Here is a 3,601-nt window from a genome sequence, read left to right on the forward strand (position 1 = left end):
CGCTTACCCTAAAAATAGTAGAAATTAAATAAAACAATGTTTACTTTCTATTCTCTCGTGGTATAATAAAATTAAAGAAAGACCTAGTGCGCTAACACTACGTCTCCCTGAATGTTTTATATTTGGGGCTATGAATAAAAGAAACATTTAACAATTATTTCTTACGATTAGAACGATCATCTTTTCCGGGTGGATCGTTCTTTTCTTTTGTACCTATTTCAAGCTCTACCCCTTTAGGTCCAGCTTTGAATCTGACTTTGGAAACAAATATATTTCCTCTAACCAAGTAGACTATTAAGACTAATCCTACCATTATTAGTACATTATCCATTCATAACACCCCCTTTCTGGTTATGACGTAGATTTTCTACTTCATAGCCTCCAGGGAGGAAACAAACAACCCCCGTACCACCCTCTGCACGGTAACTAGTTGTAGTATATCACATTCCATTTGGATGATAAAGGAATTTTTATATTATATTAATCCCCCACAGATAATTTTACGCTATCTGTGGCGGTCTGATAAACTTGACATAGGTGAGAGTCTGTCCCCCTAGTCAGGGTGCCTGCCTCCAACGCCTTGACTTGCTAATAAATATTTAAACAAACAGGTTTACTTTCCACTCTATCGTGATATAATAAAATTAAAGAAAGACCTAGTGCTGGTAACACTAAGTCTCCCTGAATGTTTTATATTTGGGGCTATGAATATTAAATAATATTAAAGAAATTATTTGTGATTAGAACGATCATCTTCGTCGGGTGGATCGTTCTTTTCTTTTGCACTCACTTCAAGCTCTATTCCTCTACATCCAATTTTAAATTTAAACTTGTCTATAAAGGTATCTTTCTTTGGATATAGAATAATCCCTATAACCAAAATTAGCATTTGTACAATATCTGAAGAATATGCTCCTACGGAGCACTTGAATCGCACGTGTTGAGCCACCTTGGTGCAAAAAAATGAGCCACTTTTACGAACCTTGAGCCATTTCTTGAAAATTTGGCAATAATTGAAAAGACACTCAAAAAGTGTACATCAATTATTTAGGAGGTTGGTATCATGACCAATTATCGTGAAATCCTTAGGCTGCATAGCCAAGGTATTAGTGGTAGAAGTATTTCTATAAGTTGTGGTTGTTCTAGAAATACTGTAGCAAGTACTCTCAAACGTGCTGCGGAATGTGATATTTCGTGGCCATTGCCAGATAACATGACTGATTCAGAATTAGTTAAGGCTTTATTTCCAAAACAAAATATCTCTTCAACTAGAAGGATGCCAGATTATGAGTACATTCATAAAGAACTAGCTAAAAGCAATGTTACTATGAGTTTACTTTGGAATGAATACTGTGAGGAATGTCGTCAAAATAAAGAAATCCCTTTTATGTATACTCAGTTTTGCAAGCATTATAGGGACTATGCACACGTGACCAAAGCAACTATGCACATTCAAAGAAAACCTGGAGAACAACTTGAAGTGGATTGGGCTGGGCAAACAGCCACCGTCACAGAATCAGATACAGGTGAACCTATTTCAGCCTATATTTTTGTAGCTGTTTTGCCAAGTAGTCAGTACGCTTATGTAGAAGCTTTTCCATCACAAAATCAAGAGTGCTGGATTTTAGCACATGTTCATGCGTATAAATTCTTTGGTGGTGTAACACGTATGCTTATTCCAGATAATCTGAAAACAGGTGTAGAAAAATCATCTTGGTATAATCCGATTATTAATAAAACTTATCACGAAATGGCTGAACACTACGGCACAGCGGTAATTCCAGCAAGAGTGCGTAAACCTAAAGATAAAGCAAGTGTTGAAAGTACTGTAGGTAGCATTTCTACATGGATTTTGGGAGCACTTAGAAAACAAAAATTCTTTTCCTTTGCAGAGCTAAATGAATGTATCGAAGAAAAACTCCATCACTTCAATCATAAACCCTTCCAAAAGAAACCAGGTAGTAGATATAGCACCTTTATGGAAGAAGAAAAATGTATGTTGCTTCCACTACCGTCTAAACCTTATGAATTAGCTACTTGGAAAATCGCAACAGTACAATTCAATTATCACATTTCAATAGATAAGATGTTATATAGTGTGCCTTATGAATATATTAAACATAAAGTTGATGTAAGGCTAACTAAAAATGTTATAGAAGTATTTTATAATGCTCGAAGGATTTGTTCTCACCCCAGACTTTATGGTCATCCAGGTCAATACAGTACAGTAAATGAACATATGCCAGAGAACCATAAAAAGTATATAGAATGGGATAGTAAAAGATTTATTTCTTGGGCTGAAAACATTGGTCCTTCTACAACCATTGCTGTAAAAGGGATTTTATCCTCTTATAAAGTAGAACAACAGGGTTATAAAGCCTGCATGGCACTTTTGAAATTAGCTGATAAATATGCTATTTCCAGACTTGAAAAAGCCTGTGAAAAGGCACTTTCTTACACACCTCATCCGAGTTATAAGAGCATCCAAACAATCTTAAAAACAGGACAAGATAAAGTAATCAAAGAAGAGGTTCCCATGAGTAAAACTGTGGACTCTCCATCTGGAGGACTGGTAAGAGGGGCTGATTATTATAGGAGGAGTAATTCATAATGACTAACGAGACAACAGTTACAAAACTTACCGAAATGAAATTATGTACAATGGCTGATGCCTATAGGGAACAACTACAAGATAGTGCTTTTAGTGAGTTATCATTTGAAGAACGTTTAGGAATACTAGTGGATTTGGAATGGTCTAAAAGAAAAAGCAATAAATTGACAAGACTTATTAGAAAAGCTGAGTTCTGTCTCCCAGAAGCTTGTATAGAAGATATCGAATATCATCCAGACCGTAAGCTAGATAAAGCACAGATTACACGTCTTTCCACTTGTAATTATATATCTGAGCATCATAATATCGTCATGCTTGGTGCATCAGGTGCTGGAAAAACTTATGTAGGCTGTGCCTTTGGTATTGCTGCGTGTCGTAACTTTTACACCACTAAGTATATCCGTTTACCAGACCTTTTAAACGAAATAGCCGTTGCAAGAGGTGAGGGCATTTATAAAAAAGTTATGAAAAACTATAAGCGTGTTAGTTTGCTCATTATAGATGAATGGTTACTTGTACCACTTACAAATACTGAGGCTAGAGATCTTCTAGAAATAATAGAGGCACGACATAAAACAGCCTCTACAATATTTTGTTCTCAGTTTGAAACACATGCATGGCATGAAAAGATTGGAGAAGGAACATTGGCAGATGCTATTTTAGACCGTATCATTCATGATTCATATACTATCTTTATAGATGGTGAAGATTCTATGAGAAAAAGAAAAGGACTTAAAGAATAGGCTTCTTAAAACTGGCTCAGCAATTACCAAAAGCCATGCTCAAAATGAGCCACACCAGTGGCTCAATACATACCGTACAGGGTGCCTAACGGCACCATAATATTCAGTTACTACATCTTTAATTATTTTATCCAGTTTAACAATTGTACATTCATATAAAAATATTATAATTTTATTCATATATCTTCCCCCAAGTAAATATTTTTTATAGTTAATTGCAAAACGCTTAAACACTTATAAATCAAGT

At 35.4% G+C, this 3,601-nt stretch carries 4 protein-coding genes; 2 read left to right on the forward strand and 2 right to left on the reverse strand.

Annotation, left to right across the window (positions count from 1 at the left end; genetic code table 11):
* Window positions 1-154 precede the first annotated feature (154 nt).
* Window positions 155-331: a hypothetical protein gene (locus tag ACRDDY_RS14860; RefSeq protein WP_438565722.1), complete on the reverse strand. Its 177-nt coding sequence runs from the start codon at window positions 329-331 to the stop codon at window positions 155-157.
* Window positions 332-730: 399 nt separating this feature from the next.
* A complete protein-coding gene (locus ACRDDY_RS14865) occupies window positions 731-937 on the reverse strand; it encodes a hypothetical protein (RefSeq protein ID WP_438565723.1) in 207 nt (68 codons plus the stop codon).
* Between the two features lie 126 nt (window positions 938-1,063).
* On the opposite strand from ACRDDY_RS14865, the gene istA reads away from it, so the two are divergent.
* Together istA and istB are read left to right on the forward strand one after the other, a co-directional pair.
* Window positions 1,064-2,611, forward strand: coding sequence for an IS21 family transposase (istA, locus tag ACRDDY_RS14870; RefSeq protein ID WP_438565724.1), 1,548 nt, complete (start codon window positions 1,064-1,066; stop codon window positions 2,609-2,611).
* On the forward strand, window positions 2,611-3,354 hold the full coding sequence (gene istB / locus ACRDDY_RS14875) for an IS21-like element helper ATPase IstB (protein WP_438565725.1): 744 nt from the start codon (window positions 2,611-2,613) through the stop codon (window positions 3,352-3,354). The genes istA and istB overlap by 1 nt, the downstream gene beginning before the upstream one ends.
* The last annotated feature ends 247 nt before the right edge of the window (window positions 3,355-3,601 follow it).

It is taken from the genome of Clostridium sp. (genome assembly GCF_051656525.1).
Lineage (GTDB): Bacteria > Bacillota > Clostridia > Clostridiales > Clostridiaceae > Clostridium.

Bases quoted from the DNA above. Each gene is read 5' to 3' on its own strand.
- ACRDDY_RS14860 (WP_438565722.1), bottom strand. From the start codon at position 331: ATGGATAATGTACTAATAATGGTAGGATTAGTCTTAATAGTCTACTTG.
- istA (WP_438565724.1), top strand. From the start codon at position 1,064: ATGACCAATTATCGTGAAATCCTTAGGCTGCATAGCCAAGGTATTAGT.
- istB (WP_438565725.1), top strand. From the start codon at position 2,611: ATGACTAACGAGACAACAGTTACAAAACTTACCGAAATGAAATTATGT.